This window comes from Snodgrassella sp. B3837, from assembly GCF_026535955.1.
GTDB classification, from domain to species: Bacteria; Pseudomonadota; Gammaproteobacteria; order Burkholderiales; family Neisseriaceae; genus Snodgrassella; species Snodgrassella alvi_E.
Window position 1 is genome coordinate 91,240 of the sequence record NZ_JAFNPI010000015.1, and the last position, 13,764, is coordinate 105,003.

Consider the following 13,764-nt stretch of genomic DNA (forward strand, 5'->3'; position numbering starts at 1 on the left):
GGCCCGGAGCTGAAAAACGCATGTAATCGTTTTTTGGCTGCAAACAATGAAATGTTAACGTATTTACTGGAAAAACGCACTGTAGCAGGCGTATTTCCCCATGTTGCTGACCAGCCCTCGGCAGCAAGGGTTAGTGATTAAGTTTGACTCCATCAGGTGGCAAGCCACGGCTTCAGACGTCATCGGGCAGGACAAAACCGGATAACGCAGCCGCTACTGAGCCCAAGCACCTGACTGAATAACAGAAGACTGGCTCCCCCGATTAAGTGCTTGGATTGTTTGTAAAATTATCCAGTACATGCTGTTCAGAAAGCATAATGATACTGAATAGTCAAAACGCTCTTTATACCTTCTTTATGATGAAAGCCTGCTTAATTTGCCGTATATAAAACAATCTGGCAAGGCTACGGGTGTCAAATACTAATTACAACGCCTCGTCAGTGCACATAACGAGGTATTCATGAAACGAATGTTATTCAATGCTACGCAGGCAGAAGAATTGCGCGTGGCTATTGTAGATGGACAAAGTCTACTTGATCTTGACATCGAAACACTGGGTAAGGAACAGCGTAAAGGCAATATCTACAAAGGTATCATTACTCGCATTGAACCTTCACTGGAGGCTTGTTTCGTTGACTATGGCACAGATCGCCATGGTTTTTTACCATTCAAGGAAATATCGCGCAGCTATTTTCAGAATTATGAAGGTGGACGGGCTCGTATACAGGATGTCTTGTCCGAAGGCGTAGAAGTCATTGTACAAGTGGAAAAGGATGAGCGAGGGAACAAAGGTGCAGCGCTAACCACTTTTATTAGCCTGGCCGGACGCTATCTGGTATTGATGCCCAATAATCCTCGAGGTGGTGGTGTGTCACGCCGAATTGAAGGTGAAGATCGGCAGGAACTCAAGCAGGCTATGAGTGAGCTGGATACCCCGCGTGGTATGAGTCTGATTGCACGTACTGCCGGTATTGGTCGCAGTACAGAAGAACTGCAATGGGATTTAAATTATCTGGTACAGCTATGGCGAGCCATTGAGCAGGCCGCACAACAGCACAACAAACCTTATCTGCTGTTTATGGAAAGCTCACTACTTATTCGTGCCATACGCGATTACTTCCAGCCTGATATTGGAGAAATACTGATTGATTCGCAGGAAGTATATGATCAGATCCGTGAGTTCATGTCCTATGTGATGCCGGCATATATCAGTCGCTTACGTCATTATACTGACCATACTCCGCTTTTTTCTCGTTTTCAGATAGAACAGCAGATTGAGTCTGCTTTTTCCCGTGAAGTTGCCCTCCCGTCCGGTGGTGCCATCGTCATTGATCATACTGAAGCGTTAGTCTCCATTGATGTAAACTCTGCCCGAGCCACCCGTGGAGCAGATATAGAAGACACAGCATTCAAAACTAATATGGAGGCAGCCGAAGAAGTTGCCCGCCAGATGCGCGTACGTGATCTTGGCGGATTAGTTGTGATTGACTTCATAGACATGGAAAATAGTAAAAACCAGCGTGATGTTGAAACCACCTTGCGCGAAGCCTTGAAAAAAGATCGTGCACGGGTACAGATGGCTAAGTTGTCGCGTTTTGGTTTAATGGAATTATCGCGACAACGTCTGAAGCCTTCTCTTGGTGAAAGTAGCCATACCATTTGCCCGCGCTGTGCCGGTACTGGTTCCATTCGTAGTATTGAATCAACAGCATTACATATTCTCCGCATCATTCAGGAAGAATCAATGAAAGATAACACTGCCGAAGTACGCGTACAGGTACCGGTGGATGTGGCTACTTTTCTCTTAAATGAAAAGCGTGCCGAGTTATTCGGATTGGAAGAGCGGCTGGATGTATGCGTGTTACTGATTCCGAATATTCATCTCGAAAACCCGCATTACAGTGTTACCCGTGTTCGTACTGATAACATAGAAGAAAATACTGTTCCCAGTTACCATCAAGTACAGGAACCTGAAAACATTGGTGAACTACCATTTTCAATTGGACAGAACAAACCTGTTAGACCGGAAGCAGCAGTGAAAGGGATACATCATACTCAGCCGGCTCCGGTTATTGAGAAGGTAGTTGTAGAAAAAGATACAGCACCGGGTATGTGGAAAAAACTTTCAGGATGGCTAAGTAATCTTTTCAGTGCAAAACCAGCCGATCCAGTTTCGCCAAGCGCTTCTCATGCTGAAAGAACTATTAAATCCAGACAGCAGAAAAATCAGCCACACGAACGCCGACAGTCGCGCACTAGTAGCCGTCTATCTAAAAATGCCGAAACAGCTAAAAAAGGCGAGCATCATTCTGAAAATAAAACACAAGCAACTCACATAGCAGCAGTTCGTACTGCAAATGAGCAGCGTAATCGCCGTGAAGAAAAACGTTCTGACAAATATGATGTATCTCAGACGGAAACGTCATCCGAAATCAGTCAGGAAAGCAGTAGTATCAGGCAGGAGCAAAATAATTCTCGCCGCCGCCGTCAGCGTACTTCTGGCAAAAATGAAGTTCCAGCCCAGCAAGTAAATAATATTGAATTAATTGATGAAAATCAGGCAACTGATCCCTTGATTATTACCTTATCGGGCGGAGAGGCAAAAAATGAACGCCATAAATCGCGGCATGATAAAAACAGCCGGCGACAGAATGGTAAGAAAAAACGCAGCTACATCATTTCAGCACGTAAAATCAGCCGCAATATTGATATCCATGCCATTGCAGCGCAAGTGCAGCAGACTACTGAGCACGTACTTCATCCTGAAAATATTGGAAATCAAGCTGCTGATTGCTCAGTTCAGCCAGCTCATCTGTATATAGATGACAATATCTTGGTACAGCAGGCAGTAGCACAAGCAAAGAATGTGATTACTCATGTTCTAGCTCAGATGGAGTCAGTTCAGTATCCTACGACCACTGATAAACCGGTAAAATTAGGCACAGCATCTGCCGTACAAACTAAACAGCCAGAAGCCGATCAGTTGATTGTCAGCATCCCTGAAACAGTAGATATAGAATTGTCTCAAATTGCTGAATTGGGTGGGCTGATACTGGTTGAAACCAGTACAAATATTATTGTCTCCGATAATATTGAAAGTTCCGCTCAATCTAAATTACGACGCAAAGACAGATTACAGAGTCAGCCAGACGCAGTGCAAGGTACGCCTGTCAAACTGGAACAGATTGAAACTAGAATATAGATTTGTTTTTCTTGAATTTGATAATCTTTAATCTGCTCGTTTATAAGACTTAGTAAAACGGGCAGAATTTTGGCAGGCCTTTATGGGTTGACGATTATGGTAGTTAAAAGTATGGTAAAAACTACCTAGTGATAAAATCAGTGGCAAACTACATAAAATTTGTCTGATTCATAATATGCAATTGCCAATATGATTATTTATTTCAATTAATGTGTTGAAAAACTACAACACTTTTAAATAAGAATAATAAATTATTTTAATGTATTATTATCAAAATAAACATATGATTTTATTGATTTATATAGTGAGTTAACTATTATTTGCCGCGGTGCAGGTTGCTAAAAGTGTTGTGTGTTTGCAAATGAATTTGTTTTTTTGCAACTAAAGCATTATATTGACAGCCATGAAATCGCTAACGCGGCGATTAATGCAAAACTTTAAAAGCTCTTCATTAGGTTTTTGAAGTTTGTTTTTTCGACATAGAAAAGGAATACAGCAATGAAAAAAACCCTGATTGCTTTGGCTTTGACCACTTTGCCGGTTGCCGCTATGGCTGAGGTTGTTTTGTATGGCCAAATGAAAGCAGGCTATGAAGTTTCTTCTACTAAATCTAGTGGCGAATCACGTGGCCCATACCAGAATGGTATCGGTGACTATGGTTCACGTATCGGCTTCAAAGGTTCTGAAGACCTTGGCCATGGCTTGAAAGCTATCTGGCAGGTAGAATCCCGTATTCATTTGGGTAATAGTGATGGCGGTTCTGATGGCTGGGCTAACCGTGACTCTTTCATAGGTCTGCAAACTGATTTCGGTACTATCCGTGCTGGTCGTATCAGCAATGCCATTAACGCTAATATGGACGTTGTAGATGCTTGGGAATATAACAATGAAGCATTAGGTCTGGGTAAATTCACCCGTACCGATGCTCGTTATGTTGGTGTCGCCTATGATTCTCCAGAATGGGCTGGTTTCAGCTTCAACGTTTTGTACTCTCCACGTGACAACGTGAATGGTGGCGATCGTAACGCAGAATACGAGCGTGGTATCGGTTCTGGTGACAAATACAGTGCTGGTTTGAACTACCACAACTCTGGTTTCTATGCTAAATACGGTTTTGACTACCTGAAAAACTCTGCTGTTAAATTAGATGGTTTGAAATCAGACCTGAAAGATGGTCAGGTTCACCGTGTTGAAGGTGGCTACGATGCTAACAACTTGTTTGTTGGTGTTGGCTATCAGTACACCAAAAATACCAGTTCTTACTTCCGTGGTTTGAATGATTTGAGCGTTGTTAACCCAACTACTAAAGAAAAACTTGATGTTGGTGATCACAAACTGACTGAAGACAATCAGGGTCAGGAAGCCGCTCTGACTGTTGGCTACCACTTTGGTAACATTTTCCCGAAAATCTCTTATGCTCATGGCTGGGATGTAAAAGTTAATGGTACTAAAGAGAAAAACACTAAATACGATCAGGTTGTGTTAGGTGCTGACTATGACTTCTCTAAACGCACTACCGCTAATGTACAGGCTGGTTGGTTGCGTGAAGGTAACGGCGATGGCTTAGGTAAAGACAAAACTACTGCCTTTGGTGTTGGCTTGAAACACACTTTCTAATTGGTTGTTAATACATACTGATTAGTATTTAAAATTAATCCCCGACAGTAGGACACTTAAAAACTGTTCTTAGTCGGGGATTAATTTATATAAAATTTATTTATTAAATCTATAAGTCAGAATATCTATTGAATAGCATAGCAGATCGAATGGTTTCATTATTCATTAGTAGTTGTTATATTCAACAAGTTATATAAGAACAAATATTGATTAGAATTTTAGAAAATAGAAAAGCTTATCCACACTTAAAGGCTGTACTGTAACATCAATATAAAATCATTAGTACAATAAGAAAGTGTCTATATATTTAATGATTTTTCTTGTAAATCTTTCATCTGAATGGTCATTATCTTTTGTACTGGGATATTTAATTTTTATATTGTCAATTAAAGAGAATATATTTCTTCCTCAATCGATTTTACTTACTAATATATAATAAAAATTGCAATCTACAAATTTATGTTGAATAGTTAATCATCAGCAACGATTTATAAATAAGAATTTTCTGATAAGCACTTTGTAGTTTTAATATATGCCTAGGTATCAGCTAAAGATTCAATATTGCTTATCAAAAACCGTAATAAAAGTGTTGTAACTGACTTTTCTAAATAAAAATTTTCAAATATCTAAAAATATACTTCAGATGGTGATTAGTGTGAACATAATGCATGAATCAGTGCATCTAAATATCAATTCAAAGGTTATTACGACTATTTAAAAACATTTCTGATATTTATTTATACGTATTTTACTTAATCAGTTACAAGTAAAATTTTCTCATGCTCGAAATCGGATCTGAAGGTTTGCTTTTTTAATATCCGACCTTTATATTCCGCACACTCGTCATTTTGACGATTGATCTAAAACTTCAAAAGTGCTTCATTTGGTTTTTGAGGTTTGTATTATTGACGTTGAAACTAGGAATACAGTAATGAAAAAAACCCTGATTGCTTTAGCTTTAACTACATTACCGGTTGCTGCTATGGCAGAGGTTATTTTGTACGGCCAAATGAAAGCAGGCTATGAAACTTCTTCCACTAAAACCAGTGGAGAAAGCCGTGGTCCATACCAGAATGGTATTGCTGACTATGGTTCAAGAATTGGCTTTAAAGGCTCTGATGATTTAGGTAACGGTCTGAAAGCTATTTGGCAGGTAGAATCTGCTATTCATTTGGGTAACAATGATGGTAAAGCTGATGGCTGGGCTAATCGTGATTCCTTCATAGGATTGCAAGGTGATTTCGGTACTATTCGAGCTGGTCGCATCAGTAATGCCATGAAGGCCAATATGGATGCTGTAGATCCGTGGGAATACAACAACCAGGTTTTAGGTTTGGGTAAATTCACCCGTACTGGAGCACGTTATGTAGGTATTGCTTACAATTCTCCAGAGTTTGCTGGCTTCAAATTAAGCGCTTTATATTCTCCACGTGATAACGTTAATGGCGGCGATCGCAATGCGGAATACGATCATGGTATTGGCTCCGGCGATAAATATAGCGTTGGAGTGAATTATCAGAATGCTGGTTATTTTGCCAAATATGGTTTTGATTACCTGAAAAACTCTGCTGTTAAAGTAGATGGTCTAAAAAAAGATATGAAAGATGGACAGGTACACCGTATTGAAGGCGGTTACGATGCTAACAACTTATTTGTTGGTGTGGGCTATCAATACACCAAAAATACCAGCTCTTACTTCCGTGGTCTGAACAACCTGAGTATCGTAGATCCGGCTACAAAAGAAAAAGTTGATATTGGTGACCATCACTTGACTATGGACAATCAGGGTCAGGAAGCTGCTCTGACAGTAGGCTACTACTTTGGTAATATTTTCCCGAAATTGTCCTATGTTCATGGCTGGGATGTAAAAATCAACGGTACCAAAGAGAAAAATACCAAATACGATCAGGTTGTACTTGGTGCTGACTATGCATTCTCTAAAAGTACAACCGCTAACGTACAAGCAGGCTGGTTGCGCGAAGGTAACGGCGAAAGCAATGGTAAAGACAAAACTACCGCCTTTGGTGTTGGCTTAAAACACACATTCTAATCCAGGTTTAGAATCTGAATTTAGAAGAAAAAACCCGCTGATGCGGGTTTTTTTCTTACTTACTTATATTGAAAAAAACAAAATCTGAATCAAACAATTATTCAAGTTAAACATTTTATATAGGTTGCATACACCTGCTTAGCGAAAAATAAATCAGTCTTGTTTACTGTGCCGATGTTTAATATAAAGATAAACAGCCAGAACTATTGCAGCTATCAACAGAGCAACAACTAAAGCAATTTCAGTATATTGCTCAAACTGAGTAAACAACCACTGTGCAGATTGTCCGAATACATAGCCGAAACTTACTATTATAGTTGCCCAGATCAATGCGCCCAGTAAATTAAGCAGAATAAAGCGGCGGAAAGGTACTTTGCTCATACCAATGGCTATGGGACCAGCGATCCGCAGTCCATACATAAAACGTACCCCAACAATAATCAATGAACTATGTTTACAAAGAAGTCGGTCAGTTTTCCGTACCATTGGATCCAATTTAGGAAAATGTTGTATTAGACGCGTACCATAATAGCGACCAAGAAAAAAACACAACTGGTCTCCCAGCATACCACCACCGGCAGCACATAATATAGAAGGTAAAAATAGCAGATAACCCTTATGCACAAAAAAGCCAGCCAAGGTCAAAATGGTTTCACCTTCAAGAATACTGCCAATAAAGATGGCCATATAGCCATAATGACTAAGTAATTGTTCAACATTCATCTGGTCAATACCAGCTAAAGATAATCAAATTGTAAACATAAGATTGTATAAATCATTCATGCAATCCTTTTTGCTAGAACCAGACAAATTTTACACACCATATTGCTGTCTGTATTCAGTCACCGGATGATGAAAACTAGCCAAAGCTGAATCATTTTCGAGTAGACGCAGCAAATCATCCAGAGTAGCGATAGCCAACACTGGAATCTGATATTGCTGCTGTACTTCCTGAACAGCAGATTGCATACCTTGGCCTTTTTCCATTCGGTCCAGTGCAATGGCTACTCCGGCAGCAGTTGCCCCTTCTCGCTGAATAATTGTTACCGACTCACGAACCGAAGTACCAGCTGAAATGACATCATCAATAATCAGTACGCGCCCCTGTAAAGGTGCACCGACTAATACACCACCTTCACCATGATCTTTGGCTTCTTTACGGTTATATGCGTAAGGTACATTACGTCCTTGTTCAGCCAACATCATCGCCGTTGCAGCAGCCAGAATGATGCCTTTATAAGCTGGTCCGAACAGCATATCAAATTCAATTTTGCTTTCCAGAATAGAACGAGCATAAAACCGTGCCAGATGCAAAATACTATAGCCATCATTAAAGAGACCGGCATTGAAAAAATAGGGCGTTTGTCTGCCCGCTTTAGTAGTAAACTGGCCAAATTTTAAAACCTTTTGTTGCAAGGCAAAATGCAGAAAATCCAGACGAAAATCAGACATAACTATCCTTAATGATAAAATGGAATACAAAAACTTAAGCTTTAAATTTTATCATCAAACGAAAGGACATGCGGATGCGCATCATTTCTGCCAACGTTAATGGAATACGTTCTGCCACCAGTAAAGGTTTTATTGACTATCTTGCTCTGGCTCAGGCAGATATCGTGTGTGTACAGGAACTAAAGGCGCAGGAAGCTGATATGACAGAAGAGATGAAGCATCCACTGGGCATGCATGGGGCGTGGCATACCGCTCTTAAACGAGGTTACAGTGGTGTGGCTATATATAGTAAACAGCAGCCGGATGCTATTCAAATTGGATTAGGTTGGGAGGATTTTGACAGAGAAGGCCGATACGTGCGTGCAGATTTTGGTCAATTAACAGTTATTTCATTATATATGCCTTCTGGCAGTAGTTCAGAAGAGCGGCAGCAGGCTAAGTTTTGTTTTATGGATAAATTTCTGCCTATACTGCGAGACTTGCAGACATCACAACGAGATATTCTGATTTGCGGTGACTGGAATATAGCTCATCAAAATATTGATATAAAAAACTGGCGGGGTAATCTGAAGAATTCTGGTTTTTTGCCGGAAGAGCGCCAGTGGCTAAGTCAAGTAATTAATGAACTGGGCTGGGTCGACATCTGGCGCACCTTGTATCCGGAAATACCCGGCTACACATGGTGGAGCAATAGAGGGCAGGCTTATGCAAAAGATGTAGGCTGGCGTATAGACTATCATCTGGCCACGCCAAATCTGGCAGCCTGTGCGCAGCAAGCAAGCGTCTACAAAGATGTTAAGTTTTCCGACCATGCTCCTTTGATTGTGGATTACGCCTATCCATAGTATTAGCATAATAGAATGCGAGAAGTTTAGTTATTTATGAGAGTAAAATGTGTGTGGCTTGAAAAAGGAAAAATTGGTTTAGTCTCAGTGCATCGTTATCTAATGTCCCAATAATTGGAACATTAACTCATATATAGAAATTGTATTCTGCCTTTACTGAACCGGCTTTGCTGACTATTCATATTAATTTCAAAAAAATAGCAAAATTATCACACAATAGAGTATTAGAATTCCAAAGTTAATTTTTGCTGATTTTGAGAACGTATTGTTACAGCCGGTTTTATATTTGTCCAAAATTTCAGCTTGGCAAAAATCTTTTATTCTGAACCAAATCAATTCAATATATTTAAACAACAATACTGTATAAATTTGGAATCTGCCATCATAAACTGGCTGAATTTCTTTCTGAACATTTTTAAAACCATACTTAATAATCATTCAGTTAATCCATCAGCTTTTACACATGAATACTTCCCATGTTTTATGAAATTCAAAAATTAAATGTATATTATTTACAGTGGTTTGCATTAAAGATAATGTCTATTTAGAACGAAAGGGTTGACGAAGTGCGCAACGCCACCTATAATTCGCTCTTCCTTTCCCTGATAGCTCAGTCGGTAGAGCGACGGACTGTTAATCCGCAGGTCCCAGGTTCGAGCCCTGGTCGGGGAGCCAAAGGGTCGTTAGCTCAGTCGGTAGAGCAGCGGACTTTTAATCCGTTGGTCGAGCGTTCGAATCGCTCACGACCCACCAAATTACTGCCAACATATTTAATGTTGGCTTTTTTATTTTCAAATTCTATTTATTATTTATTCTGTCTAATGTATATCAATAATTATGCTGTGATCAGTTGCCAGTAATTCGGCAAATATTCATATTTTTTAAAGAAGAGTACTTATGAATATTGTATAAAGTTATCTGATTTCGTTAGGACAAAAAAATTTACTTTGATTTCTGGCCATTGTCTTCGGAAGATATTTTCGATTGTATTGATTGATTTAAATAATTATATAGTTAATTTTAATTGGTTTTAAATATGTGGGTTTAATTGACCTAACACGTAAAAATTATTGTTTTATAATAAAAATTACACATTAAATATAATTATTTCATTGTTCAGCTATTCTTAAAATATATTGGAATAAGTAATGTTTGAATGTACTCAATGCATCGGAATAATAAAAATATTGGGTTGATTCTTGATAAAAAAGCATTTAATTGAAATTAATCGTATTACTACTGAGAGAAATAAATTTTATTTTTTATGTATTAACTTTATCATTTATCATAATTATTTAGATCTATGTTTACAAAATAAGCAAACAGATAGGTTTGTTCTAATAAATTTTTAAGTTTATTTAAATAATAATATTTAATTTTTAATTATATTAAGTGTATTCTTATTATTCAGGTAGCTAAGAAGCTACCTGAATTTTTATTTCATTTATAAATTTTATAATTTATTTAACATTTAAAAAACACAAGTATTTAAGTTCTTTTATACCTTTGGTGACTGTATTTAAAATAAGTCCAGAAAAAAAAGTAATAATACCTACAATTCCAATTCCTATAGATGTTATTAATGTAGGAAATCTTGGAACTAAACCCGTATTATAGTAATTAATTAAAATTGGAGTGAATAATATAAGCGATATTATTATGAATATCATTGAAATAAATCCGAATAATAATAATGGCCTTTCATGTTTACATAATTTGATAATCAGCATTAAGATGCGCATACCGTCTTTGTAGGTATTTAATTTACTCGTAGAGCCTTCTGGTCTTCCTTTATAAGGAGCTTCAATATGTCCAATAGCTACATTCAATTGGAGAGCATGTATGGCTATTTCAGTTTCAATTGCAAAGCCTTTTTCATTTGCAGGAAATGACTTTACAAATCGCTTAGAAAAAATTTTATATCCTGATAGCATATCATGAACTCGATTACCAAATAATATTTTTACTGCTCCCGTGATTACTTTATTACCAAGTTTATGACCTGACCTATAAGCATTATTTTCAGTTTCTATTCTAATAGCATTAACTAAATCATAGTTGTTTTGTATAGCTAATTCCAACATTTTTGGCGCTATTTGGGCATCATATGTATCATCACCGTCAACCATGATATAGTAGTCCGCATCAATATCTACGAACATTTTTCTGATTACAGCTCCTTTTCCTTGAATATATTCTTCTTTAACCAAGGCTCCAGTATTTTTTGCAATTTCTTTTGTCCCATCAGATGAATTGTTATCATAAACATAAATAGTTGAGTTGGGGACGGCCTTACGAAAATCATTTATAACTTTTTCAATAGTAATGGCTTCGTTATAACATGGTATTAAGACTGCCACATTCATTTCTTTATATCCTTTATTTTATAAGTATAAAAATATATTATTGCTGCTATGCCTAAATACTGAGATGGTAATAAATATCTTAAGTCACTGGCAACACCAATAAACAAATACATTCCTATATAAAAAATACCGGAAAAGCAAAGACAATTAATCAATTTATAGTGTTGTGAATTAAAATCAAAATTTTTCTTAAATGTTTTTATAAATAATATGATTAAGACTAATAGCCATGGAAGACCACTAAGCGTATAGGAGAATAAGCTATTTTTATTCAAAAATATTTTTTTATAAGTGGATTCAAATTTTTGGGATTTAGGTTCATAAGTTATTTCGTTATCTTTACTAGCATCGTAAAAGCCCAAATCTAAACCATATCCATATGAATTATGGTTTGTGAGAAATATTATAAAATGACTGATACGATGCTTAATATAATAATATGGATGTTTCTTAATAGAAGCTATCCATTGTTTTGTCAGTAACTCATTGACAGCTTTTATATTATTGTTATTACCACTACTTAATTTGTTGAGAAGAAAACTACATTTTCCCCATCCTGCATAGTTATCCCATAATTCTGACGAGTAACATTTTCCTAGTACCATATCTTTCTCATGATCTGAAAGACCAATAGGAAAGTAATTTATTTTGCTAAAATGAGATATGCCTGAGATATCAAATATTTTTAGGGATATTATTGGATAATTTTTATGTGCTTTAAGTATTGTATGGTTTATTGGACTTTGAACTAAAACTAATAAAATAGATAATAAAACAGAATAACATATGATTTTTTTATTCCAATTGGAAAAAGCTAAATACATTATTATTGGAGCAGTTATGAAAGCTGCATTTGCCCTAAAAAGAGAGGTGAAGATTAACAAAAGTATTAATATAATTCTAAATATTATATTTTTATGCTTTAGATATATTGGTAATAGTCCACTAATCAATAATATTAATGTTGCAAGAAAAAAGTCTTTATAAACCCAGCCAAAATAACTAAAAAATAAAGGTGAAAAATATAAAATTAAATAAAGTAGTGCAACGTATCTTTTTTTTAAGTTTGATAATAATAATACTAGTGAAAGACTATTGATAATAATTAATATAGCATATAAAGAATATTTAGTACCTGTTGTAATTAAAAGAATGCGCCATATATGGCTTAATATTGGAGGGTGCCAATCTTCATAGTTATTGGTCAACGCTTGATAATATTGATTATATGTGTCGCCATATATTATGCCTGGATAAACTAAATAGATAGATAATGGTATTAAAAATATGGATATAATTAATAAATGTAAATTATATTTGTTCAAATCCTGTTTTCCTTATTATCTTAGTGTTATTAAAATAATTAAATACTATTTGCCAATAAATAATAGATTAAGTTAAAAATTAATATATGTCTATATGTATAAAACAATACATTATATAATTATAAAGATTTATTAGTTTCATCACTTATACTTAATAGTATTGTTATGATTTTCTCTTATTTTAGAAATATATTAGTTTATTCCTTTTAATTTCAGTTATCAAAATTAAATCATCATACTATAGTTGCACCCAAAGTGTTTTGAAAATGATTTAATGCCCACTCATGACCAATAGAGTCGAAGCTGGCAACGGCACTCTGATGTATGACTATTTTATAGTTCAGATTATAGGCATCGACGGCGGTATGTAGGACGCAAATTTCGGTGCATACACCGGTTAAATGTATTTCGGTAATATTTCTTTCACGCAAGCGTATATCCAGATCGGTGCCGCTGAAAGCGGAATAATGGCGTTTATTCAGCCAGTATACTTGTGGGTTGGTTTGATTTTGTCTGTATAGTTGTTTGAGTACGCCATACAATTCTTGCCCCTGAGTACCGATGATATTATGTGGCGGGAAAAGTTTGTTTTCAGGGTGATAATTATCATCTGCTTTGTGTGCATCTATGGCAAATACTACGAAATCTCCCTGTTCCATAAAGGTTTTGGTTAAATTCACCATCGCGTTTTCAATTGATTGTCCGGCTTTTCCGGTTGTAAGCGCGCCGTCTGTTGCGATAAAGTCATTGGTGTAATCGATTGAAATCAGTGCTTTCATATATGATGTTTAAATTGTGGTTTTTGATGATATCTCATAAGATCAAATAATAACTCTTCTGCTTAGAAGAAGTCTGTAGAAAATAGACTCATTTTATAAGCTTTTGTGACTGTTTCAATATCTTTTAA

General features: G+C 36.6%; 9 protein-coding genes and 2 tRNA genes. 6 read left to right on the top strand and 5 right to left on the bottom strand.

Going from position 1 to position 13,764, the window contains the following annotated elements; all coding sequences use genetic code 11:
* The first annotated feature begins 460 nt into the window (after positions 1-460).
* The 3 genes from J3U67_RS05525 to J3U67_RS05535 all read left to right on the top strand — a co-directional run bounded on the left by J3U67_RS05525 (position 461) and on the right by J3U67_RS05535 (position 6,869).
* Positions 461-3,202 (top strand): Rne/Rng family ribonuclease, encoded by a 2,742-nt coding sequence (locus tag J3U67_RS05525; RefSeq protein ID WP_267392171.1) that lies wholly within the window; start codon positions 461-463, stop codon positions 3,200-3,202.
* Between the two features lie 498 nt (positions 3,203-3,700).
* Positions 3,701-4,819, top strand: coding sequence for a porin (locus J3U67_RS05530; RefSeq protein WP_267392173.1), 1,119 nt, complete (start codon positions 3,701-3,703; stop codon positions 4,817-4,819).
* A 931-nt stretch (positions 4,820-5,750) separates the two neighbouring features.
* Positions 5,751-6,869, top strand: coding sequence for a porin (locus tag J3U67_RS05535; RefSeq protein WP_267392174.1), 1,119 nt, complete (start codon positions 5,751-5,753; stop codon positions 6,867-6,869).
* 153 nt (positions 6,870-7,022) lie between these two features.
* Here the strand turns inward: J3U67_RS05535 and J3U67_RS05540 are convergent, their stop codons facing one another.
* On the bottom strand, positions 7,023-7,592 hold the full coding sequence (locus tag J3U67_RS05540) for a DedA family protein (protein ID WP_267392175.1): 570 nt from the start codon (positions 7,590-7,592) through the stop codon (positions 7,023-7,025).
* A gap of 90 nt (positions 7,593-7,682) precedes the next feature.
* Positions 7,683-8,321, bottom strand: coding sequence for an orotate phosphoribosyltransferase (gene pyrE / locus J3U67_RS05545; protein ID WP_267392177.1), 639 nt, complete (start codon positions 8,319-8,321; stop codon positions 7,683-7,685).
* A 74-nt stretch (positions 8,322-8,395) separates the two neighbouring features.
* On the opposite strand from pyrE, the gene J3U67_RS05550 reads away from it, so the two are divergent.
* The 3 genes from J3U67_RS05550 to J3U67_RS05560 all read left to right on the top strand — a co-directional run bounded on the left by J3U67_RS05550 (position 8,396) and on the right by J3U67_RS05560 (position 9,919).
* Positions 8,396-9,166, top strand: coding sequence for an exodeoxyribonuclease III (locus tag J3U67_RS05550; protein WP_267392179.1), 771 nt, complete (start codon positions 8,396-8,398; stop codon positions 9,164-9,166).
* Positions 9,167-9,765: 599 nt separating this feature from the next.
* Positions 9,766-9,841, top strand: a tRNA-Asn gene (locus J3U67_RS05555).
* Positions 9,842-9,843: 2 nt separating this feature from the next.
* Positions 9,844-9,919 (top strand) — tRNA-Lys (locus J3U67_RS05560).
* A 707-nt stretch (positions 9,920-10,626) separates the two neighbouring features.
* Here the strand turns inward: J3U67_RS05560 and J3U67_RS05565 are convergent.
* The 3 genes from J3U67_RS05565 to J3U67_RS05575 form a co-directional block, all read right to left on the bottom strand.
* On the bottom strand, positions 10,627-11,532 hold the full coding sequence (locus J3U67_RS05565; protein ID WP_267390689.1) for a glycosyltransferase family 2 protein: 906 nt from the start codon (positions 11,530-11,532) through the stop codon (positions 10,627-10,629).
* Positions 11,529-12,857 carry a hypothetical protein gene (locus tag J3U67_RS05570; protein WP_267390688.1) on the bottom strand — a complete coding sequence of 443 codons (1,329 nt, stop codon included), beginning with the start codon at positions 12,855-12,857 and terminating at the stop codon, positions 11,529-11,531. The genes J3U67_RS05565 and J3U67_RS05570 overlap by 4 nt, the downstream gene beginning before the upstream one ends.
* Positions 12,858-13,090: 233 nt before the next feature.
* On the bottom strand, positions 13,091-13,636 hold the full coding sequence (locus J3U67_RS05575; RefSeq protein ID WP_267404204.1) for a cysteine hydrolase family protein: 546 nt from the start codon (positions 13,634-13,636) through the stop codon (positions 13,091-13,093).
* Positions 13,637-13,764 lie beyond the last annotated feature (128 nt).